Source organism: Gordonia aichiensis (assembly GCF_039946255.1).
Lineage (GTDB): Bacteria > Actinomycetota > Actinomycetes > Mycobacteriales > Mycobacteriaceae > Gordonia > Gordonia aichiensis_A.
On the sequence record NZ_JBCDWL010000017.1, the window covers coordinates 61,529 to 83,675 of the forward strand.

19 protein-coding genes are annotated in these 22,147 nt (G+C 67.7%); 10 read left to right on the plus strand and 9 right to left on the minus strand.

All coding sequences use genetic code 11. From position 1 onward, the window contains the following. Positions 1–105 precede the first annotated feature (105 nt). Complete coding sequence (locus AAFO60_RS16955; RefSeq protein ID WP_347957404.1) at positions 106–1,785, minus strand: PHA/PHB synthase family protein; 1,680 nt, start codon at positions 1,783–1,785, stop codon at positions 106–108. 52 nt (positions 1,786–1,837) lie between these two features. Then, positions 1,838–2,335 carry a MaoC family dehydratase gene (locus AAFO60_RS16960; RefSeq protein WP_347957405.1) on the minus strand — a complete coding sequence of 166 codons (498 nt, stop codon included), beginning with the start codon at positions 2,333–2,335 and terminating at the stop codon, positions 1,838–1,840. 429 nt (positions 2,336–2,764) lie between these two features. Here AAFO60_RS16960 and AAFO60_RS16965 point away from each other — a divergent pair, with 429 nt between their 5' ends. Then, positions 2,765–3,283: a glycine cleavage system protein R gene (locus tag AAFO60_RS16965; protein WP_347957406.1), complete on the plus strand. Its 519-nt coding sequence runs from the start codon at positions 2,765–2,767 to the stop codon at positions 3,281–3,283. A gap of 337 nt (positions 3,284–3,620) precedes the next feature. Here AAFO60_RS16965 and AAFO60_RS16970 read toward each other — a convergent pair whose 3' ends face one another. After that, a complete protein-coding gene (locus AAFO60_RS16970) occupies positions 3,621–4,859 on the minus strand; it encodes an MFS transporter (RefSeq protein WP_347957407.1) in 1,239 nt (412 codons plus the stop codon). Positions 4,860–4,955: 96 nt separating this feature from the next. Here AAFO60_RS16970 and AAFO60_RS16975 point away from each other — a divergent pair, with 96 nt between their 5' ends. Next, entirely contained in the window at positions 4,956–5,276 is a 321-nt protein-coding gene (locus AAFO60_RS16975) for an ArsR/SmtB family transcription factor (RefSeq protein WP_347957408.1), read from the plus strand. Between the two features lie 106 nt (positions 5,277–5,382). Here the strand turns inward: AAFO60_RS16975 and AAFO60_RS16980 are convergent, their stop codons facing one another. Beyond that, positions 5,383–7,209: an acyl-CoA dehydrogenase gene (locus AAFO60_RS16980; protein WP_347957409.1), complete on the minus strand. Its 1,827-nt coding sequence runs from the start codon at positions 7,207–7,209 to the stop codon at positions 5,383–5,385. Positions 7,210–7,378: 169 nt separating this feature from the next. After that, positions 7,379–8,146 (minus strand): deoxyribonuclease IV, encoded by a 768-nt coding sequence (locus tag AAFO60_RS16985; protein WP_347957410.1) that lies wholly within the window; start codon positions 8,144–8,146, stop codon positions 7,379–7,381. A gap of 156 nt (positions 8,147–8,302) precedes the next feature. On the opposite strand from AAFO60_RS16985, the gene AAFO60_RS16990 reads away from it, so the two are divergent. Then, the gene (locus tag AAFO60_RS16990) at positions 8,303–9,634 is read left to right on the plus strand and encodes a phosphatase PAP2 family protein (RefSeq protein ID WP_432211723.1); all 1,332 of its coding nucleotides are present in this window, start codon (positions 8,303–8,305) and stop codon (positions 9,632–9,634) included. 42 nt (positions 9,635–9,676) lie between these two features. On the opposite strand, the gene AAFO60_RS16995 is transcribed toward AAFO60_RS16990, so the two are convergent. Continuing rightward, entirely contained in the window at positions 9,677–9,898 is a 222-nt protein-coding gene (locus AAFO60_RS16995; RefSeq protein WP_347957411.1) for a hypothetical protein, read from the minus strand. An 81-nt stretch (positions 9,899–9,979) separates the two neighbouring features. Beyond that, positions 9,980–10,822 carry an acyl-CoA thioesterase domain-containing protein gene (locus AAFO60_RS17000; protein WP_347957412.1) on the minus strand — a complete coding sequence of 281 codons (843 nt, stop codon included), beginning with the start codon at positions 10,820–10,822 and terminating at the stop codon, positions 9,980–9,982. Positions 10,823–10,846: 24 nt separating this feature from the next. Between AAFO60_RS17000 and AAFO60_RS17005 the strand changes: the two genes are divergently transcribed. Next, on the plus strand, positions 10,847–11,419 hold the full coding sequence (locus tag AAFO60_RS17005) for an HdeD family acid-resistance protein (RefSeq protein ID WP_347957413.1): 573 nt from the start codon (positions 10,847–10,849) through the stop codon (positions 11,417–11,419). Between the two features lie 29 nt (positions 11,420–11,448). Here the strand turns inward: AAFO60_RS17005 and AAFO60_RS17010 are convergent, their stop codons facing one another. Then, complete coding sequence (locus AAFO60_RS17010; RefSeq protein ID WP_347957414.1) at positions 11,449–12,018, minus strand: hypothetical protein; 570 nt, start codon at positions 12,016–12,018, stop codon at positions 11,449–11,451. A 98-nt stretch (positions 12,019–12,116) separates the two neighbouring features. On the opposite strand from AAFO60_RS17010, the gene AAFO60_RS17015 reads away from it, so the two are divergent. The 6 genes from AAFO60_RS17015 (at position 12,117) to AAFO60_RS17040 (ending at position 19,597) form a co-directional block, all read left to right on the plus strand. Beyond that, on the plus strand, positions 12,117–13,016 hold the full coding sequence (locus tag AAFO60_RS17015) for a cation diffusion facilitator family transporter (protein WP_347957415.1): 900 nt from the start codon (positions 12,117–12,119) through the stop codon (positions 13,014–13,016). Positions 13,017–13,051: 35 nt separating this feature from the next. Next, a complete protein-coding gene (locus AAFO60_RS17020; RefSeq protein ID WP_347957416.1) occupies positions 13,052–13,465 on the plus strand; it encodes a DUF5709 domain-containing protein in 414 nt (137 codons plus the stop codon). 78 nt (positions 13,466–13,543) lie between these two features. After that, positions 13,544–14,092, plus strand: a complete 549-nt coding sequence (locus AAFO60_RS17025) for a TetR/AcrR family transcriptional regulator (protein WP_347957417.1) — start codon at positions 13,544–13,546, stop codon at positions 14,090–14,092. A 65-nt stretch (positions 14,093–14,157) separates the two neighbouring features. After that, complete coding sequence (gene pta, locus AAFO60_RS17030) at positions 14,158–16,266, plus strand: phosphate acetyltransferase (protein ID WP_347957418.1); 2,109 nt, start codon at positions 14,158–14,160, stop codon at positions 16,264–16,266. Continuing rightward, positions 16,263–17,477 (plus strand): acetate kinase, encoded by a 1,215-nt coding sequence (locus AAFO60_RS17035; RefSeq protein ID WP_347957419.1) that lies wholly within the window; start codon positions 16,263–16,265, stop codon positions 17,475–17,477. The genes pta and AAFO60_RS17035 overlap by 4 nt, the downstream gene beginning before the upstream one ends. A gap of 428 nt (positions 17,478–17,905) precedes the next feature. Continuing rightward, complete coding sequence (locus AAFO60_RS17040; protein WP_347957420.1) at positions 17,906–19,597, plus strand: AMP-binding protein; 1,692 nt, start codon at positions 17,906–17,908, stop codon at positions 19,595–19,597. Positions 19,598–19,712: 115 nt separating this feature from the next. Here AAFO60_RS17040 and AAFO60_RS17045 read toward each other — a convergent pair whose 3' ends face one another. Further along, positions 19,713–22,142 (minus strand): serine/threonine-protein kinase, encoded by a 2,430-nt coding sequence (locus AAFO60_RS17045; protein WP_347957421.1) that lies wholly within the window; start codon positions 22,140–22,142, stop codon positions 19,713–19,715. Positions 22,143–22,147: the final 5 nt, after the last annotated feature.

The window sequence follows — 22,147 nt, forward strand, 5'->3', positions numbered from 1 at the left end:
GAATCTCCTGGTGGGTTCGGAAGTCTCGGGGCTTCGAGCGCTTGACCGCTCGATAATTAACACGTTAGCACGATGATTGCTAACTGTCCAGGGGGTGTTCGCCGGTCAGCTGAACACGTAGGTGCCCGGCGCCGCGGCCAGCACGGGATGCGCCTTGCTGCCCATCGACGGCGGAGCCTGCAGTTCACCGGCGCGGGGCGTGTACCAGCGCACCCAGTCCTCCCACCACGAGCAGTCGAAGACCGTGGCGGCCTCGCGCCACTGGTCCGGATCCTCGGGGAGTGCGGGCATGGCGGGTGCATCGGGTTCGCCGAGCGCGGCGGCCCAGCTCTTCTTGTTCGGCGGGTTGACGATGCCCGCGATGTGTCCGCCGTTGGACTGCACGTACCGGACGTCGTCGCCGAACAGTCGTGCCCCGGCGTACGACGACTTCCACGGAACGATGTGATCCTTCACGGCGCCGACGATGTAGACGTTGCCGGTGACTGCGCTCAGGTCGACCTTGGTGCCGCAGATCTCGAACTCGCCGGCGGCCAGCAGATTCTGTCCGTACAACTCGCGCAGGTACTGGATGTGCATGGCGGCGGGCATATTGGTCGAGTCCTCGTTCCACACCAGCAGATCGAAGGCCGGCGGCTCCTCGCCGAGCATCCAGCGCGAGACCCAGTAGTTGAAGATCAGATCGTTGGCGCGCAGGAGGTCGAAGGTCTGGGCCATGTCGTCGCCGGCCAGGTAGCCCTTCTTGGCCATCAGCGCCTCGACCTTGTCGAGCGTCTCCGGGTCGGTCATCATGCCCAGCTCGCCGGGCGCGGAGTAGTCGAGCAGGGTGTTGATCAGGGTCAGATCGCCGATCCGCTCGTCGCCGGTGCCCGCGGCGATGGCTGCCATCGCACCGCCCAGGCAGACCGCGGTGACGTCGACCTTGGGCGCGCCGGTGATCTCCTGGACCACATCGAGCGCTGCGCGGATGCCCAGCGTCAGGTAGTCGTCGAAGGTCACGGTGCTCATGTCGGCGCCGGGATTGCGATACGAGACGGCGAAGACCGTGCGGTTGTGCTTGACGGCCCATTCGATGAGGCTGCGGTCGGGCGCCAGGTCCATCACGTAGTACTTGTTGATCCACGGCGGGCTCGCGAGCATGGGCACGGCATGGACCTGCTCGGTCTGCGGCGTGTACTGGATCAGTTCGATGAGTTCGTTCCGGTACACCACCTGGCCGGGTGTGCACGCCATGTTCTCACCCACGGTGAAGGCGTCCATGTCCACGCGCAGCGGGCGGCCGTTACGTTTGACGGCATCGGACACGGCGTGCTGGGCGCCGCGCGCCAGCGACTTGCCGCCGGTGGCGATCGCCTTGGTCAGGACGGTCGGGTTCGTCAGCGGCGAGTTCGTCGGCGCGAACATGTCCGAGAGCAACTCGACGAAGGTCCGGGCCTTGGCGGTGGTGGCCGCGTCGTCGCCCGCGAGATCGATCAGATCCAGTGCGTAACGACGCGTCGCGAAGTACGACTCGGCGATCGCGTAGTAGCCGGGGTTCTCCTGCCAGGCGGTGTCGGCGAAGCGGCGGTCGCGCAGCGACTCGGGGGCGCGCGGGGCGTCGCCGAGGCCGAGTGCGACCCGGGTGGTCGCTCCGGGGAGCTTCAGCAGGCGGGTCGCGAAGTCGCCGGTGGCTCGCGCGACGCCGAGGGGGTTCTTCGCTGTCTCGCCTGCGGTCCTGACGGTGGCTTCGAGGAAGCCGACCGGATCGATCTCGGCGCTGATACGGGTGAGGAGGGGATGCTTCATACTGCTGCTTTACTGATTCGGGGAGTGGAGGTGTCGGGGCGGCGCGGGTGGATTATGCGTCGGCGCCGAGGTAGCGGATGATCATCTCCGCGACGCAGACGGGACGATCGATTCCCGCAGCGGTGAATGTCAGTGCCACGGTCAATTGCGAACCGCCTCGCACCGGATCGACGGCGAGAATGCGGGCCGAGGCGCCGACCTCGGAGTCCACCGGGACCGGAGCCGGGAAACGAACCTTGTTGAGTCCGTAGTTGATGATCTGGGTGGCGTCGTCGACATCGAGGATCTCCCAGAACAGGGGGACGGCCAGCGCCAGGGTCAGATAGCCGTGCGCGATGGTGGTGCCGAACGGTCCGTCCTTCGCGCGCTCCGGGTCGACGTGGATCCACTGGTGATCGCCGGTCGCGGCCGCGAACGCGTCGATCTGCTCCTGGGTGATGCGGATGCGCTGGGATGTTCCGAGATCTCGGCCGGCCAGGGAGGGGAGCTCGGCGACGGAGATCCGGTGGGAGGGAGCGGTGGTCGCGGCAGGGGTGCGGAGGTCGGTCACATCGTCCTAATCTGTCGAGAGTTGCCGTTTCGTCGATCAATGAGATGACGAAACAGGGAATTCAAACGGAGTTCTCGAGGAGTTCATTCACTGGTGAGAATGTGCCGAGAACTCGGCTTGATGTGAATTACGTTAAGCAAATAAATTGCCGCCATCAATGGTTTGTGAGGAATCTGACTCGGTACGACTTGACGCACATCTGGCGTGGTCATGGGTCAGATTCGGTCGATTCCCGACTGGTGGGAATCTGTCGGCAAGGGTTACCCGTAAGTACATTTAGACCCGTACTGAAGAGTAGTTTCCGTGGGCGTATCTGCGATACCGAATTGTCTAATTAGATGGGGGTCTGAATTCCATTGTGATGCTTGAATGTTCGTGCTGATTGTGAAGTTCCCGCCGGTTCGTGTGCGGCCGGATAGGCTGGCAGACATGCGGAATCTGGTGCTGTCGGTAATCGGGGACGACCGTCCGGGCCTGGTGTCGGCGCTGGCCGATGCGGTGGCCTCTCATGGAGGCAACTGGGAGCGCGGCCAGCTCGCGCACCTGGCCGGAAAGTTCGCCGGGATCGTGGTGGTCGCGGTGTCGGCCGAGCAGGCCGACGAACTGATCGGTGCGGTGACCGGACTCGACGGGCTGCTGGAAGTCGCGGTGCACGACGCGGGAGCGGGCGCCTCGCGCACCTCCGAGTGGGCGGGTCTGACGATCGGCGTCCTGGGCAACGATCGTGCGGGGATCGTTCAGGAGCTTTCGGCGGCGCTCAGCTCGAGCGGAGTGTCGATCGAGAAGATGACCACCGGTACGCGGGAGGCGCCGATGGCGGGCGGCATGCTCTTCGAGGCGCAGTTCGAGGTGCTGGTTCCGCCGAGTGCCGACCTCGCCGTCATCCGCGGCGATCTCGAGCGCATCGCCGAGGAACTGCTCGTCGACCTCGGGATCGACGGCTCGTAGACGCGACGGTCGGCGCTGCATCTCGATACGCTCGCTACTCGATGAGCCTGGAAGACGCGGGCTAACAGGCTGGTCGAGTAGCCACCGAGCGCAGCGAGGCGGCGTATCGAGACCCCGGTCGTGGTGTGGCATCTCGATACGCTCGCTCACTTCGTTCGCGGGCTACTCGCTGAGCCCGGAAGGCTCGCTCACGGCGTTGCGGGCTACTCGCTCACCGGCCCCTGGCAGAAGCGGACTCCAACAGGGTGGTCGAGTAGCCACCGAGCGCAGCGAGGCGGCGTATCGAGACCCCGGTTCAGCCTGCTCGATGCGGCGGGCATACGCGCCGACCACGGATTCAGAGGTTGACCGGGGATTCGGCGACGGGTCTGGTGCGCCCGCCGAGGGCGCCGAGCAACGCGGCGACCAGGCAGGCCAGCGCGACGGCGACGGCGAACCACGGGAAGACCGCGGCGGTGCCGAACCGGGACGACAGCGCGCCGGCGATCACCGTCGGGATACCCATGGCGAGGTATCCGAGAAGGTAGTAGGCGCTCATCACTCTGCCGCGGGCTTCGGGCGGTGCCACGTCGTTGAGGTGACGCAGCGAGCCGCCGAAGGCCAGGCCGAACGCCGCACCGAGGACGATCGAATCGATGATCACGAACGCGGTGGAACCGCTGCGCAGCGCCCAGATGGCGCACAGCAGCGAGACGATCATCCCGAGGTCGCCGGTGATCGCGGCCTTGCGGGGGTCGATGCGGCCGCTGAGCCACTGCGAGGCCGCCGACGCCGCGGCCATCACCGCGACGACGATGCCGACGAAGATGATCGAGGTGTGACCGGTCGCCTGCTGGGTCAGTGCCGGATAGAGACTGAGGAAGACGCCGAGCACCGACCAGGACGTCATGATGCCGATGCCCGAGAACCAGAAGTCGGAGGCGATCTCCTGGGGGATCGACGGTCGCTGGATTCGGACGCGTCCGCCGGTGCGGCCCGTGTGCGGCTCCGCCAGGGCGATCACCGCGGCCAGCATCGCCAACACCACGACGCCGACCACGGCGAACGGCACCCGGAGCGGATGGGTCGTCCACTGCGCGGCGGCGGCCGCCCCGAGGACGGTGATCGTGATGCCGACGTTGAGGGCGACCCCGCTGGCCATGCCGTTGCGGGCGCCGTCGTGCGGGCGCACGTCGAGCAGTGCCGCACCGGCGACGACGGTGATCGCACCGATCGCCATGCCGTGCAGGAAGCGCGCGAGAATCAGCTGCCAGGCGCTGGTGGCGATGAGGAACAGCACCAGTCCGGTCAGGATCGACACCAGCGCGGTGATGAGCACCGGTTTGCGGCCGACGGCGTCGGAGATCGGTCCGACAGTCAACGCGGATCCGAGGGCGCCGATCGCGTAGACCGCGAAGACGACGGTGACGGTCAGCGGGCTCATGTCCCACTGCTCCTGGTAGATCGGATACAGCGGTGACGGCAGACCGGAGCATCCGAGGGCCAATGCCAGCAGGGACAGGAGCAGCAGGTACGACCACCGCTGTGGGTGGACGGTCTGCGTTCTCTGCGTCGCGGCGACGGCGGTGCTGGCCATGGCATCCTCGGGTATGTTTGATGGCGATCGAACTGTTTCGAGAGTACGGCACTGTTCGATGGTCATCAAACGGTATGGATCGAGGAGCCTTCAGCCATGACGACGACCGATGTCCCGACCGACGGGCGCGAGGCGGTCGCCGACCTCCAGTCGGTGCTGAGCGCCTTGGCCGATCCGGTGCGGCTGGAGATGGTCCGCCGCCTCCACAACGCCGACGACACGCTCTCGTGCGCCCAGTTGTACGACACCGTGACCAAGGCGACCGCGAGCCATCACTTCAAGATCCTGCGGGCCGCGGGGCTCGTCGAACGTCGTGCCGTCGGCCAGGGAGCGCGGTACGAACTGCGCTCCGACGAGGTGGAGGCCGCCTATCCCGGGCTGCTCCCGGCGGTCCTGGCCGCCGCGAACGCCTCGTAGCAGCAGCGATTCCTACGCGCCGGGCGCCTCTACGCCACCCCGGACACGCAGAACCCCGCCGGTCGCCCGGCGGGGTTCTGCGTGTCGTGAGTCGATCGAGGTTCGATCAGAAGGCGGCTTCGTCGAGCTCCATGATGTCGTTGTCGACGTTGTTCTCGACGATGTGACGCACCGAGGTCAGCAGCGGCAGCATGTTCTTGGCGAAGAACACGCCCGAGGCGACCTTGCCCTCGTAGAAGGCCTTGTCGTCGCCGGTGGCGCCGGCGTCGAGAGCGGCCTGCGCGACGACCGCCTGGCGCAGCAGCAGCCAGCCGATCACCAAGTCGCCGACGGCGAGCAGGAAGCGCACCGAGGCGGTGCCGACCAGGTACAGCTGCTTCGGGTCCTCCTGGGCGGACATCAGCCAGCCGGTGAGCTTGGCGGCCATCGCCTGGACGTCGCCGAGGGCGGTCGCCAGGAGTGCGCGCTCGGCATCGAAGCCCTTGCCGTTCTCGATGAAGTCCTGGACCTGACCGGCGACGTGGCCGAGCGCCTGGCCCTTGTCGCGGATGATCTTGCGGAAGAAGAAGTCCTGCGCCTGGATCGCGGTGGTGCCCTCGTACAGCGAGTCGATCTTCGAGTCGCGGATGTACTGCTCGATCGGGTAGTCCTGCAGGAAGCCGGAGCCGCCCAGGGTCTGCAGCGACTCGGTGAGCTTCTCGTAGGCGCGCTCGGAGCCGACGCCCTTGACGATCGGCAGCAGCAGGTCGTTGACCTTGTGGGCCATCTTCGCGTCGGCGCCGGAGACGATCTCGGCGGCCACCGGGTCCTGGTGCGAGGCGGTGTACAGGTAGACCGCGCGCAAGCCCTCGGCGTACGCCTTCTGCGTCATCAGGGCGCGACGCACGTCCGGGTGATGGGTGATGGTGACGCGCGGAGCGGTCTTGTCCATCATCTGGGTCAGGTCGGCGCCCTGCACACGCTCCTTGGCGTACTCGAGGGCGTTCAGGTAGCCGGTCGACAGCGTCGAGATGGCCTTGGTGCCGACCATCATGCGAGCGTGCTCGATCACGTCGAACATCTGCGCGATGCCGGAATGGACCTCGCCGACCAGCCAGCCCTTGGCGGGGGTGCCGTGCAGACCGAAGCTGACCTCGCAGGTGGCCGAGGCCTTGATGCCCATCTTGTGCTCGACGCCGGTGACGAAGGCGCCGTTGCGCTCACCCAGCTCGCCGGTCTCGTGGTCGAAGTGGAACTTGGGGACGAAGAACAGCGACAGGCCCTTGGTGCCCGGACCGGCGCCTTCGGGGCGCGCGAGGACCAGGTGGAAGATGTTCTCGGTCATGTCCTGGTCGGCCGAGGTGATGAAGCGCTTGACGCCCTCGATGTGCCAGGTGCCGTCCTCCTGGAGGCTGGCCTTCGTGGTGCCCGCGCCGACGTCGGAGCCCGCGTCGGGCTCGGTGAGCACCATGGTGGCGCCCCAGCCGCGCTCGGCGCAGATGGCGGCCCACTTCTTCTGCTCATCGGTGCCGTTGTCGTAGAAGATGTTCGCGAAGCCCGAGCCCGCGGCGTACATGAACACCGGCGGGTTGGCGCCCAGGATCATCTCGCCCAGCGCCCAGTACAGCGAGCGCGGTGCGGGCAGGCCGCCCAGGTTCTCGTCGACGCCGACCTTGTCCCAGCCGGCATCGATGAAGGCGTGGTAGCTCTTGGCGAAGCTCTCGGGGATGGTCACCGTGTGGTTGGCGGGGTCGAACACCGGCGGGTTGCGATCGGCATCGGCGAACGAGTCGGCGATGACGCCTTCGGCGAGGTTCTTCACTTCGCGGAGCATGTCGACGGCGGTCTCGTGGTCGAGGTCGCCGAAGGCGCCGGAGGCCAGGACCTTGTCGAGCTCGTACATCTCGAAGAGGTTGAAGTGCAGGTCGCGCAGGTTGGACTTGTAATGGCCCATGGTTTTCCTAACTCGCTGTTCTGGAAGTTCGATTGCCGGTCGCACTCCGGTGGCTGACACGGAGCCGATAAGTTACTTGCCGGTAACTATTGACACGATACCGGTAGCGTCACGTCGGGACAATACGGTCTCCGTGTGGTCCCGCTGACAATTGCAAGCGGACGGCGGGTCAGTTCGCTCGCAAGTACTCGAGGTCGGCTGCGATCCCGTCGCCCGGCGTCTCGAGCACGCCGGGCGCGTCGGCGGTTCTCATCAGTTCGGCCAGCACCTCCGCGTCGATCTGTCCGGATTCCAGATTGGCGTGACGATCTCGTCCGGAGTCGAATTCGTCGCGGGAGTTGTTCAGGTGAATCAAGTCGATGCGGCCGGTGATCGCCTTGATCCGTTCGACCAGGCCGACCAGGTCCTCGCCGCCGGCCCACGCATGACAGGTGTCCAGGCAGAAGCCCGCTTCGGGGAAGTCGCCGACGGCATCCCACAGGCGTTCGATCGACTCGAGCGTGCGAGCCATCGCGTGATCGCCGCCCGCGGTGTTCTCGATCAGGATCGGCACCCCGAAGCCGCCCTTGTCGGCCTGCCGCTCGAACAGCTTGCGCCAATTGGCGAACCCCTCGGCGGCGTCCTCGCCGTCCTTGAGGTGCCCGCCGTGGACGACGAGGCCGATCGCCCCCAGCTCGGCGGCGGCCGCCGCCTGCTGCTCGACCGCCTTGCGCGACGGCATCCGCAGTCGGTTGTTCAGGCTTGCGACGTTGATCAGGTAGCTCGAATGCACCACGACGTCGATCGGCGACTCGCGGATCTCGTCGGCATGTGGATGCGGGACCGGCTTCTTCCATCCCTGCGGATCGGCGACGAACATCTGGAAGATGTCGATCCCGAGTTCCTCGGCGGTCGCGATCGGGTTCTCGTCCTGGCGAAGATGGGCTCCAACACGCATACCGCCAGCCTATCGGTTCGACCGCAGCCCGCGGGCCGGGTGGAGTGCGGCCGAAATGTGTACGCGAACCAAACTGCGAGCAAACTTCTATAGAGTTCGGCGCGGGCGGTCGAGCACGCCGTCGGGTGTGCGGCCCCGGCCGTCAGGAGGACTCGCGTGAGTGTCAGGGAGGTGCCGATCCGCGGATCGGGGGAGCCGGACGAGGCGCTGGCCGTCGACGACTCTCCTGTTGAAGACAGGACTGTCGGCGAACCACCGGCCGACGAAGCGCGAGCCGACGAGCCGCGAGCCGACGAGCCGCGAGCCGACGAACCGCCTGCCGCCTCGACCGCCGACGTCCCGACCGTCGCAGGTCCCACCGAATCCGCACCCGCCCCGCCCTCGGCTCCGATCGTGGTCGTCGAGGAGAAGGCCCGCGACTACCGACTGCTGCGTCGATCGCTGCTCGCGGTGTGGGCGGTCTCGGTGGGTCTGTTCTTCTGGCGGGAGGGGATCGCCGCCGATCGGACCAGCCTGATCGTCATCCTGGCCTTCGGGATGGCGGCGGCGACGGTGGGCCGACGGCGGATGAGCGCGCTGTTCATCGACTGGCTCCCGTTCGTGCTGATCCTGATGCTGTACGACTGGACGCGCGACGTCGCCCTGTGGCTCGACATGCCGACCCACTGGCTGCTCGCCCCCGACGTCGACCGATGGATGTTCGGGACCAATCTCACCGTCTGGCTGCAGGCGCATTTGAAGGAGGCCTCGCCGCCGTGGTGGGAGGTGGTCGTGAGCGTCGTCTACATGTCGTACTTCATCGTCCCCTACGCCACGGCCGCGGTGCTGTGGGTGCGCGACCGGCAGGTGTGGCGACGCTTCGCCGCCTGCTTCATCGCCGTCAGCTTCCTGGGACTGGTGGGCTACTCGCTGGTGCCCGCGGCACCGCCGTGGGCGGCGGCCAGGTGCACGGCGTCGCAGGTCGCCGACAACCCGCACGATCCACCGTGCATGTACTACCGCGGCGGCGCGGTTCCGGACAACATCCTGGGGGAGGTGCAGCCGCAGCACGACGGCGCCAACCCCTACGTGGAGAGGATCTCCGACCGCGGGTGGCGCGTCGTCGGACTCGATCTGGTGATGCGCGCGATCAACATCGGGCAGGCCAAGTCGAACCTGGTCGCCGCGATCCCCTCGCTGCACGCCGGGTTGACGATGATCCTCGCGCTGTTCATGTGGCCGCGGACCCGATGGCTCGGGAGGACGATGTTCATGGGCTACGCGTGGGCGATGGCCTTCGCGCTGGTCTACACCGCCGAGCACTACGTCTTCGACATCCTGCTGGGGTGGGGGCTGGCCGGGGCGGTGTACACGGCGTACCGCGTCGTCGACGCTCGGCTCATCGCGCCGCGACATGCCCGACGCGAGGCCGAGCGGGAACGGGCGGTCGACTCGACGATCGACGAGATCCACGCCGCCGAGACGGCCCGCACCCGAGCGGTTCCATGACCTGCCGCCGGTGCACAGCGATCGATGCCGAGCGGGCGAGAATCAGTGCGGACCGTCGAACTGCGGTTCGGTCTCGATGCTGATCGGCACGCCTGCAGCGATCAGGAGCCGGCACTCGGCTTCGCTGTCGGGGTAGAGGCTGAGCCATTCGTGCCCGCTGCTGCCGCTGGCGTAGACCTTGTCCAGCGCGCGATCCAGGCGAGATTGGATCTCACGCGTGATGATGAAGCGACGGTCTCCGTATCTGAGATACCTGTTGGTCACGACTGCCTCCGAAGAACAAACCCCTGTGACACAGGACACTACCGCTCCGGCGGCGGTGCGGGGCCGACCTCACCCGTCGCGTCAGCTCAGCTCGGGCGCGCGGAACGAGTTCGGCTTCATCTTCGAGAAGTCGATCATGGCGCGCGTGTTGTCGACGGCGGTCACCAGCCCGACCCCGAACTGACCGTGCTCGTCGTACAGGTTGGCGGTCCCGACCGACAGCCCGGCGCTCTCCAGGTGCGAGTCGGCCTCGACGCCCAACCGGTCCCCGGCCGGCAGGCGGGTGAGGGCGACGGTCAGATCGCAGTTGATGAACCCGATTCCGCCGTCGCCGATGTTGGTGACGAGGGACGTCGACTCCGCGGCGATCACGGCGCGTTGAAAGGCTGTGGGCGTCTGGCCGTCGACCACGTTGAAGGGCCGCGTGTAGAGGCTCAGCCGGTCGGCGTTCTGCATCGACCCCATATCGGTGGTCCAGTCCTGGGACTCGGTCCGGAACCACGGCCGGTACCCCTCGCCGACCGACGACGGCGGCGTGAAGGTCTGCTCCTGCGCCGGTCGCTGCCAGCGGGCGCCGGGCGGGTTGTCGCCCTGCTTCAGGAAGACCACGTTGCCGCGCGCGACCGTCGCGGACTCGGCGCCGTCGAACTGGTTCACCGACACTTCGACCACGCGGATCCGATGACCGTCGCGGATCGTCTTCGTCTCCGTGGTGGTCGGCAGCTTGCGGGCGCTCTTGAACAACTCGAGCGTGAACCGTGCCGGCGCGAAACCGTTCGGCACCCCGGCGTTCTCGGCCGCGTAGGCGGCGACGGCGCAGACGGCAGGGCCGTTGAGTGCATCCGGTCCCCACAGACTCAACGCGTAGTCGGTCGGGTCGAAGCGACCGGCGCCGTCGGTGGTGAAGAAGCTCATGGTTGCCATACGGCCTCACGCTACGCTGCGTTCATGACCACTCACGCAACACCGTCCGCCTTGCCGAACGACGCGGTCGGCGCGGTCCGGACCTTCGTGATCTTCTCGTCGCTGGTCGGACTCGCGCTCGGCATCGCCGTGCTGGTGTGGCCGCGGGCATCGCTGGCCGTCGTCGGTGTGCTCTTCGGCATCGCGCTGATCGTGGCCGGCGTGACTCGACTGTTCGCCGCGTTCGCGCTCACCCGCGCGCCGTCGTCGCTGCGACTGCTGCTGGGGGTGTTCGGCGGCGTGGTGTCGGCCGTCGGCGTCCTGGCCACGATCAACCCGTCCCAGTCGCTGGTCCTGCTCGGAATGTTCATCGGCGTCGGCTGGATCGTCGGCGGCTTCCAGGACCTGTTCGGGGCCCGGCTGACTCAGACGATGGTGCCGGCGTGGCTGGTCGTCGTCTCCGGCGTGGTCTCGGTGCTGGCGGGCATCGCGATGATCGTCCTGCCTGCGGTCGCGACGTTGTCGGCGATCCTGTGGATTCTGGCGGTCCTGTTGATCGTGGTCAGCCTGGTGACGCTGTTCACCGTGCCGAGCAAGGTCGGCGCCGTGCTCGCTTAGTCGTACCTCCCCGGCACGTCCCCAACTCGTCAGGCCGTCAGGGCCAGCCCGTCCAAGGTGATGGTCGGCTTGGCGTTCTCCTCCTCGGAGAGCACCTCGGTCCACGAGCCGAGGACCGTCAGCAACTCGTCGGTGTGCCGCAGGACGACGCCGTCGACGATGCCCTTCCAGACCAGGGCCGCGGGTCGTACCGCCGGGACCGCCGCGGCGGCGCCGATCAACCGGCGAGCCCCGGCCGAGTCGGAGTCCCACATCGCGTCGGCCGTCGTGAGGTAGAGGTTGATCGCCGCGCGCAGATCCCGCATGTGCATCATCGCCCACGCCCAGTGCTTGGCCACGTCGACGGTCACTGACTGACCGCGCCCGAGGGTGCGCACGTACTTGCTGTGCAATTCGCTGCACAGCAGATCCGAGTCGGTCCACATCTCCAGCTTGGACATGCAGCGGACGCTGTTGTGCAGTGCGGCAAGGTACTTGACCGAGTACGGACCCTCCCGTCGCGCACGGGTCTCCCGGAGTACGGAGAAGCCCGCGAGGGCAAGGGTGAACCGGCCGGCGTCGTAGTCGGCGAGGGCTTGGTCGTTCAACTCGTCGAGCATGTCTCCATCGTCCCCGGATCGTCGGGTTTCCGCAGCGCAATGGCGGTAATGACGTGTCGGCGGATGCGCCGTCGGCCGGGCTGCGCGATGATGGCCCGGTGACGGAGAAGACTCGGGACCTGAGCAAGTGGGCGCTGCTGAGCATTGCGACGTCGATCGTGGTCATCGCGCTCAAGATGCTGGCGTGGGCGCTGACCGGATCGGTGGGCCTGCTGTCCGACGCCGCCGAGTCCGTGGTCAACCTCGTCGCCGCGGTGGTCGCCTTCATCGCCCTGCGGATCGCCGCCAAACCGGCCGACGACGACCACAACTTCGGGCACGTCAAGAGTGAGTACTTCTCCGCGGTCATCGAAGGGGTGATGATCGCCGTCGCCGCGGTGGTGATCATCGCGACCGCCGTGGAGCGGCTCCTGAATCCGCGCGAGCTGGAATCGGTCGGGATCGGCCTGGCCGTCTCCGTGCTGGCGTCGGTCATCAACGCCGCGGTGGCCTGGCAACTGATCCGGGTGGGCCGGCGGTACCGGTCGCTCACCCTGGAGGCCGACGGCAAGCACCTGATGACCGATGTCTGGACCACCGCGGGGGTGGTGATCGGCGTCGCCGTCGTCGCCCTCACCGGGTGGTCGGTGCTCGACCCGGTCATCGCGATCGTCGTGGCCGTCAACATCGTCTTCGTCGGCTACCGGCTGGTGTCGCAGTCGACCAGGGGACTGATGGACACCGCCATCCCCGACACCGAACGCGCCGCCATCGACGCCGTGCTCGACCGCTTCCGCAGTGACGGCGTCGACTTCCACGACGTCCGGACGCGCGAAGCCGGGCACCTGCGCTTCGTGCAGCTGCACATGCTGGTGCCCGGCGCCTGGAGCGTGCAGCGCGGGCATGATCTCCTCGAAGAGGTCGAGGCCGCGCTGCATGAGGCGGTGGCGGATCTGGTGCCGACGATCCACCTCGAACCGATCGAGGATCCGCGCAGCTACGAGCCCTGGCGAAGGTGATGTCAGACGGTCGCCGACCGCGATAGCCTGGACACATGAGCGCTCGCGATGCATACGACGGCGGTGAGTACGACAGGGACGACACCGACCAGCTGCAGCCCGAGGACACCCTCGAGGACACCGAGCTGGCCGATGTCCTCGACCGCGGGTACTCGCCGCCGGACTACGCGCCCGCGAACCGCGAACACGACTGCCTCGACTCCCGGCTGGCCGAGGAGGAACCGGACGTCGACTACGACGCCGAAGGCGACGACCATGACTATGCCGAACGCGACGACCCCGACTATCCGGAACACGAGGAGGTCGGGACCCGTCGTGCGGGTCGGTTGATCGCCCCCGACGAGGGGTTCGGGCCCGACGTCGACAATCAGCTGCTGGCGACCGACGCCGGCGTCGACGGCGCCGGAGCCTCCGCCGAAGAGGCGGCGATGCACTACATCGACGACTAGTGCCCGGTACCGGACACTAGGACACCGGGGATCGAAGTTCATGCGGGTGCGCCGGTGAGATTCGCTACCGTCTAATCCATGGATCGTGACCGATTGGTGGATGTGGGCGTCGCGCTCGTCTCGCGCTTCGGGGCCAAGGCGCTCAGCCTGACCTCGGTGGCCCGACAGGCGGGCGTCGCGCGGGCCACCGCCTACCGGATGTTCGGCGGCCGGGACGCCCTCGTCGCCGCCATCATGTCCCGCGAACTGGAGCAACTGCGCCAGCAGATGATCGAGTGGGGGGCGCAGGAGTCCGACGTCAGCGAGCGGATCCGGGAACGGGTCCGGCGGTCGCTGGCCTACATCGCCGAGCACGAGGCGCTCCAGTACGTGCTGCGCAACGAACCTGAGGAGGTCGTGCGCGCCCTGATCAGCGCCTCCGGCTCGGGCCGGCCGTCGCTCATCGACATGATCGTCGACGCCACCCTGCCCGACGTGGAACCCGACGAGGAAGCCGCGCTGTACCCGACGGTCCGCGGCGGCAGCGAATTCATGGTGCGGGTGGTGTACTCGTGCATGCTGGTGCCCGACAGCTGCCTGTCGCACGATGAGATCGCCGATCTCGTGGTGCGCGCTGTGGTGCGCTGAGCCGTCGGCCCGCCGGTCGGAGCCGCGTACTGTGGAGTAGCGGCCTCGGCCAGTACTCTGGGGTTATGACAAGTACCGGTGCCCGCAGCATCTATGTCGCGTCAGCCGAAGGAGACACCGGGAAGTCGACCATCGCGCTCGGCGTGCTCGCGGTCCTCACCGCCGCCGGTGGTCGGGTGGGCGTCTTCCGCCCCATCTCGCGCGCGGCAGCGGGCGAGCGCGACTACGTCCTCGACCTCCTGCATCAGTACGCCTCCGTCGACGTGCCCTACGAGCAGTGCATCGGCGTCACCTACGACGATGTGCACGCCGATCCCGACGCGGCCGTCGCCGAGATCGTCGCCCGCTATCACGCCGTCGCGCAGCAGTGCGACAACGTGCTGGTGATCGGCTCGGACTACACCGATGTCGCCTCCCCGTCCGAACTGAGCTTCAACGCCCGCATCGCCGCGAACCTGGCCGCGCCCATCATCCTCGTCGTCAAGGCCTTCGACCGTGAGCCCGCCGAGGTGCGGGCGGTCGCCGATCTGCTGGTCGCCGACATCAAGACCGCGCACGCCACCACCTGCGCCGTCGTCGCCAACCGGTGCGATCCGGAGCGGCGCCGCGAGGTGTCCATCGCCCTCGCCGGGCTCGGCATCAAGTCGTGGGCGCTGCCCGAGGAGCCGATCCTGGTGGCGCCGACCATGACCGAGCTGTGCGAGGCGCTCGGCGGATCCCTGTACTCCGGCGACGCCGACCTGCTCGAACGCGAGGCGATGGAGGTGATGGTCGGCGGCATGACCGTCGAGCACATCCTGGAACGGCTCAGCGAATCGATGGTCGTGATCGCACCCGCCGACCGCTCCGACGTGCTGCTGGCGCTGGTCAACGCCAATGCCGCCGACGGCTTCCCGCGCCTGGCCGGCATCATCATCAACGGCGGTCTGCACCCGCACCCGATGATCGACGCGCTGGTCAAGGGCCTGCGGCCGACCCTGCCGATCATCTCGTGCGATCACGGCACATACGAGACGGCCCGCACCGCCGCGCATACGCGCGGTCGGATGGCGACCGGCTCGGTGCGCAAGATCGACGCGGCGCTCGCGCTGATGGAGAAGTACGTCTCGCCGACCGATCTGCTCGCCGAACTCGACCTGCATGAGCCCGCGGTGATGACCCCGCAGATGTTCGAGTATCAGCTCATCGCCCAGGCCAAGTCCGATCCGCAGCACATCGTGCTGCCCGAGGGCAACGACGACCGCATCCTGCGCGCCACCGACCGCCTGCTGCGCCGCGGCGTCGCGAAACTGACCCTGCTCGGCGATCCCGACGCAGTGCGCCGTCGCGGCAACGAGCTCGGCATCGACCTGTCCGCGGTTGACGTCATCGATCCCGCCACCTCACCGCTGGCCGACGAGTTCGCGCCGCTGTACGTGGAACTCCGCAAGCACAAGGGCATGACCTTGGAACGGGCCTCGGAGGTGGTGCGCGACGAGTCCTACTTCGGGACGATGATGCTGCACACCGGGCTCGTCGACGGCATGGTGTCGGGTGCCGTCCACACCACCGCGCAGACCATTCGCCCCGCTTTCGAGATCATCAAGACCGTGCCCGGCGTGTCGACCGTGTCGAGCGTGTTCTTCATGTGCCTGGCGGACAAGGTCCTCACCTACGGCGACTGCGCCGTCGTCCCCGACCCCACGGCCGAGGAGCTCGCCGACATCGCGATCTCGTCGGCGCGGACCGCGGCCGCCTTCGGCATCGACCAGCGGATCGCGATGCTGTCGTACTCCACCGGCGGGTCCGGATCGGGCAAGGACGTGGAGAAGGTGGCCACCGCCACCGGCCTGGTCCGGGAACGGGCGCCGGAACTGCTGGTGGAGGGGCCGATCCAGTACGACGCGGCCATCGAGCCGACGGTCGCCGCGTCGAAGATGCCGGACTCGCCGGTCGCCGGCCGCGCGACGGTGCTGATCTTCCCCGACCTCAACACCGGCAACAACACCTACAAGGCGGTGCAGCGCAGTGCGGGCGCCATTGCGATCGGTCCGGTTCTGCAGGGACTCAATAAGCCGATGAACGATCTCTCGCGCGGTGCGCTGGTCTCCGACATCGTCAACACGGTCGCGATCACCGCCATCCAGGCCCAGAACAACAAGAAAGCCCTGAACAGCAAGGAGGCCGACGCATGAGCGAGGCGCCCATCGACGGCTCGGTGCTCGTGGTCAACGCGGGTTCGTCGTCGCTGAAGTACCAGGTGCTGCATCCGGCGACGGAGGAGGTCATCGCCGACGGGCTCGCCGAGCAGATCGGCGAGTCCACGTCACGGATCAAGCACTGGTACCGGGGGCACGAGGTGGTCCTCGAGGGACCGTTGGCCGACCATGACGCCGCCATCGCCGCGGTGCTGGAGCTGTTCGCGGCCGACGGCGTCGACGTCGCCGATTCGGGACTGGCCGCCGTCGGGCATCGAGTGGTGCACGGGGGACGGTCGTTCTTCGAGCCGACCCTGATCGACGATGCCGTGCGCTCGGAGATCGAGCGGATCTGCCCGCTCGCGCCGCTGCACAATCCGGCCAACCTCGTCGGCATCGACGCCGTCACCGCCTTGCTGCCCGGGGTGCCTGCCGTCGCGATCTTCGACACCGCCTTCTTCCACGATCTCCCCGCTGCCGCCTCGACGTATGCGCTCGATGCGGCGGTCGCCGACGAGTACGCGGTGCGTCGCTACGGTTTCCACGGGACCAGTCACGAGTACGTGTCCCGCAAGGTCGCCGAGGTGCTCGGCCGCGATCTGACGGAGCTGAACCAGATCGTCCTGCACCTGGGCAACGGCGCCTCGATGTCGGCGGTTGCCGGCGGCAAGCCGATCGACACGACGATGGGCATGACCCCGCTCGAGGGGCTGGTGATGGGCACGCGGACCGGCGACATCGATGCGGGCGTCGTGTTCCAGCTCGCGCGGGTCGCCGGCATGTCGATCGATGACATCGACACCCTCTTCAACAAGCGTTCCGGGCTCAAGGGGATGTGCGGCGAGAACGACTTCCGTGCGGTCCTGCAGCGCGTCGAGGCGGGCGACGAGTCGGCGAAGCTCGCGTACGAGGTCTACCTGCACCGACTGCGCCGCTACATCGGCGCCTACATGATCGAACTCGGCCGCGTCGACGCGATCGTCTTCACCGCCGGCGTCGGCGAGAACGCCGCCCAGGTGCGTGCCGACTCCCTCGCCGGGCTGGCCGGCTACGGAATCGAGATCGACGCCGACCGCAACGCGATCCGCTCCCCGGACCCGCGCGTCATCTCCACCGCCGACTCGAAGGTCACCGTGCTCGTGGTGCCGACGAACGAAGAGCTGGCGATCGCACGGCAGGCGATGGAGGTCGTGGGCCAGACCCCGTAGGAGTCGCCGTCCGCCCGGTCTCGATACGCTCGCTCACTTCGTTCGCGGGCTACTCGACAAGCCTTGGGAATGCTCTCCATAGGTTGGTCGAGTAGCGACCGGAGCGAAGCGCAGGACGCGTATCGAGGCCCGCCTGGTCTCGATACGCTCGCTCACTGCGTTCGCGGGCTACTCGACAAGCCTTGGGAATGCTCTCCATAGGTTGGTCGAGTAGCGACCGGAGCGAAGCGGAGGACGCGTATCGATGCCCGCCTGGTCTCGATACGCTCGCTCACTTCGTTCGCGGGCTACTCGACCATCCTGGGGCGTGCTTTTCAGGCTGGTCGAGTAGCGACCGGAGCGAAGCGGAGGACGCGTATCGAGACCCGGCGACACGCACCCCCCTTCGGAGGGTGTTCTCCACCTCCTGTGACGTGGATCATGTGAGCATGACCACGAACACTGAGCTCTACCGCCGCAGCCGCGATCAGATGATCGACCTGATCCACGACTACGACCGTGCTGTCGCCGAGTTCCGTTGGCCGGACATCACCGGCACCTTCAATTGGGCCATCGACTGGTTCGACGCCTTCGCCCGCGGCAACGATCGCCTCGCCCTCTGGATCACCGAGGAGGACGGCTCGGAGGTCCGCGTGACCTTCGACGAGATGGCCTCGAACTCCGACCGAGTCGCGACCTGGCTGCAGAGCCTCGGCGTCGGCAAAGGCGACCGCGTCATCCTGATGCTCGGCAACCAGGTGCAGCTGTGGGAGCTCATGCTGGCGATCGCGAAGCTCGGCGCGGTCGTCATGCCGACGACGTCGGCGCTCGGGTCGGCCGATCTCACCGACCGGATCTCGCGGGGCGGGGCGGGCACGGTGATCGCCAACGTCGCCGACACGGCGAAGTTCGACGACGTGCCCGGCGACTACCGCCGCATCGTCGTCGGCGGGAACGCGGCGGGCTGGACGCCGTACGCCGACAGCGCCGACGTCGTCTCGGCGGGCCCCTTCGTCTCCGACACCGCCGTCGACGACACGATGCTCATCTACTTCACCTCCGGCACCACCAGCAAGCCGAAACTGGTGGAGCACTCCCAGGTCAGTTATGCGGTCGGACACTTCACCACGATGGCGTGGATCGGCGTCAAACCCGGCGACGTCCACCTCACCATCAGCTCGCCCGGTTGGGCCAAGCACGCATGGAGCCTGTTCTTCGCCCCGTGGATCGCCGAGGCGACGATCTTCGTCTACAACTACTCCCGATTCGACGCGGCCGCGCTCATGCACCAGCTCGACCGGGCGGCCGTCAACACCTTCTGCGCCCCGCCGACCGTGTGGCGGATGCTGATCCAGGCCGACCTCGGCACCAAGCCGACCGGTCTGCGCGAGCTCCTCGGAGCGGGCGAGCCGCTGAACCCCGACGTCATCCGCCAGGTCGAGCAGGCGTGGGGACTGACCATCCGCGACGGCTTCGGCCAGACCGAGACGACTCTCCAGGTCGGCAACACGCCCGGCCAGCCGCTCAAGGCCGGCTCGATGGGCCGGCCGATGCCCGGCGTCCCGGTGGTGCTCGTCGACCCGCTGACCGGCGAACTGTCCGACGACGGCGAGCTCTGCCTGGACCTGTCGAAGCATCCGCGCAACCTGATGACCGGCTATCTCGGCGACCCCGAACGCAACGAGGCGGTGATGGCCGGGGGCTACTACCACACCGGCGACGTCGCCTCCCGCGACGCGGACGGCTACATCACGTACGTCGGCCGCACCGACGACGTCTTCAAATCGTCGGACTACAAGGTCTCTCCGTTCGAGTTGGAGAGCGTGCTCATCGAGCATCCCGCCGTGGTGGAGGCGGCGATCGTCCCGCAACCCGACGAGACCCGGCTGGCGGTGCCCAAGGCGTACGTGACCTTGGCCGCGGGTTGGGAGCCCACCGCGGAGACCGCCAAGACGATCATGGAGTACGCCCGCGACCACCTCGCGCCCTACCTGAAGGTACGTCGCGTCGAGTTCTTCGAACTGCCCAAGACGATCTCGGGCAAGATCCGGCGCGTGGAGCTGCAGCAGCGGGAGTCGGCCGCGTCGGCCGCCGGCGAGGACATCTCGACCGAGTACCGCTACGAGGACCTGCTCGTCTGACTCGGCGCGTCGTCTGACTCGGCGCGCATCCGCGTGCTTCGTCGACAGACGCGGTGGCTGGGACACCGCGTCTGTCGATGAACCGAGCGGATGGGCGACTATCCGACGCCGTGCCTCACCACAGTGTCGCCGGCCGGATCAGATTCGCCAGGTCGACCAGAAGGAACCGGTGGGCGCGGTTGTCGCGCGTCGCCTTCGCCAGCTCACGCAGCGACCGCTCGGTGCCCGCGCGGAGACCGTGCTCGTTGAACGGGAAGCCGAGGAAGTCGTCCGCGGCGAAATCCTCGTCGAGATGGGCGTCGATCCACCCCAGGGCCGTGCCGAGGATGATGAGCTGCAGGCGGCCGCGTCGCGGATCGTCCCAGCTGATCTCCTCGAACCGTTCCGCCGCCTCGAACAGCTCCCACCGGCTCACCTCACTCGGCGGTCGGCCGTGGACCAGGGTGACGATCGCGGAGATCTGCGCGGTGCCGTAGTGGCGGCTGGTGGTCGGCACCTCGTCGAGGGGTTCGATGGCGGCGTCGTGCCTGCCCTCGGCCAAGATCATCCGCGCCAGTCCGAAGGCCGCGGAGACGATGCCGTGGTCGGTCAGCCACAGGTCGTGGTAGTTCTGGCGCGCGATCTCGTACCACCGCTCCACCTGCGCCAACTGCTCGTTGGAGGTGAACTCCTCGGCCGAGAGCCAATAGCCGATCAGCTCGGCGGTGCCGGCGACCGCGAGCTTCGGTGCGACCTCACCCGGCATGGCCTCCAGGACCTCGTGGAATCGGTCGAACGCCAGCTCGGGCTCGGCGTTCAGCAGCGAGCAGATCCCCAGGTACCACTGCAGCCGCCACGAATCGCCGTGGTGGACGGCGACCTCGCGCAACAACTGCAGCGCGGTGTCGAGGTTGCCGAGCTCCAGATGCGCGCGGGCCTCGGCGAGGTCGAGTTCGAGCGACGGATGCAGCGGATCGACGTCGACGCGGCTCGGCTCGGCGTGGATCAGCGCCTTGAAGCCGTCGGCGCGGGCCGCGCGGATGGTGTCGAGCGTCTGCCGCGGGTACGACAACGCCGCCGAGGTCAGCACCCCGGCCGCCGGATCGGCCGGATCCACCAGGGGGACCGGGAGGGCGTGGGCGATGTCGGCCGGATCGTGGATCGCGGCGTCCTTGGGATCGAAGAAGCCGTCGACGGGCGCCAACAGCAGCTCGGTCCCGAAGGTCGAGCGCTGCGGGGTGAACACCGTCGACATCGACGGCCGCGGGACGCCGGTGTGCAGCGCGACGGTCTCGCGCAGCACGTTGAGGACCTGCGTCGTCATCTCCTCGGCGGACGAGAACCGCTCGTTCGGGTCGGGGGAGGTGGCGCGCTGCAACAGGAAGTAGAACGACGGGTTCTCGACGAACAGCGGCGTCGTGTGCGGGTCGGGCAGCCCGTCGTCGTACCGACCGTCGGTCATCGGCATGTCGACGGTCAACACGGCCAGGGTGCGGCCGACGCTGTAGATGTCGGTCACCACCTGCGGGCCGGTCTGCACGATCTCGGGCGCCTGAAAGCCCGGTGTCCCGTACAGATGGCCGGTGCCGTTGATTGCCGACACCGCACCCATGTCGATGAGCTTGACCTCGTCGGAGGTGATCATGATGTTGTCGGGTTTGACGTCGTTGTAGACCAGCCCGACCGAGTGCAGGTAGCCGACGGCCGACAGCACCTCCAGGATGTAGGCCATCGCCTGCTCGATCGGCAGCAGCTTCGGTTTGCCGTCGTCGCCGGTGGTCAGCTGTTTGAGGGTGTGACCGCCGACGTACTCCATCACGATGTAGCCGACCGGCCGACCGTCGTCGGTGACCCATTCGACGAAGTTGAAGATCTTGACGATGCCGGGATCGTTGACCGACGCCAGGAACTGGCGCTCGGAGATCGCGACGGCCTGAGCCTGCGAGTCGGACGAGTTCAGCAGGCCCTTGAGGACCACCGGACGGTCGGAGACGTTGTGGTCGACGGCCAGGTAGATCCATCCCATGCCGCCGTGCGCGATGGCGCCGGCGATCTCGTACTGGTCGGCCACCAGCGTTCCGCGTTTGAGGCCGGGGACGAACGAGTAGCGCGACCCGCAGTTCCAGCAGGTGCCGCTGAGCGGCCCCTTGCCGCGCCCGGACTTGCGGCCGACGGGCTCGCCGCAGTTCCAGCACCTCCGCTTGCTCTCCACGATCACCGGGTCGGACAGCACGGCGTCGGCGGGGTCGATGTCGGTGATCTCCGGCAGCTGCACCAGCTCGCTGCCGAGGCGGCGGTCGTGGACGTGGGCGCTCTTGCGGCTCTTGCGGCGCGAGGCGGCGATGTCGTCCAGGATGCGTCGGACCTGGGTGGACTGGGTGAGCGTGGAGGTCGGCGCGGTGCCGGCCTGCGTGCCGACCGTCGCCATCGGCGTCGGCACGGTGCCCGCCTGGGTCTGGACATGCAGATCGGCACCCTCGGTGGCCGCGTAGTCGATCATCGACGCCTGCGTCTGCACCGGCTCCTCGGCCAGCTTCTTGCGCTTCTTCTGCTTCTTCTCGCTCATCGCCG